The sequence below is a fragment of the Bradyrhizobium sp. Kon58 genome (assembly GCF_055807455.1).
This window is the reverse complement of record NZ_JBVVOT010000561.1, coordinates 1-250: the sequence shown is the minus strand read 5'-3', so window position 1 is coordinate 250 and position 250 is coordinate 1. Positions and strand designations below refer to the sequence as shown.

The 250-nt window shown below is 60.0% G+C and carries 1 protein-coding gene; it reads left to right on the top strand.

The features are described from left to right. Positions 1–13 precede the first annotated feature (13 nt). The coding region (locus AC0L20_RS41505; protein WP_473295912.1) for a GntR family transcriptional regulator at positions 14–250 on the top strand (237 nt) is incomplete at its 3' end.

Here is a 250-nt window from a genome sequence, read left to right as displayed (position 1 = left end):
CCTTGAGGGCACGTTGAAGTCGGGTGAGCGTTTGCCGGCCGAGCGCGCTTTGGCTGAGCAATTTGGCGTGTCGCGCCCTTCGTTGCGGGAAGCGATCCAGAAGCTGGCGGCCAAGGGGTTGTTGGTCAGCCGTCAGGGTGGCGGCAATTATGTCGTGGAGTCCCTTGGGTCGACCTTTAGCGACCCTCTGTTGCATTTGCTGGAAAATAATCCTGAGGCGCAGCGGGACTTGCTGGAGTTTCGCCAGACA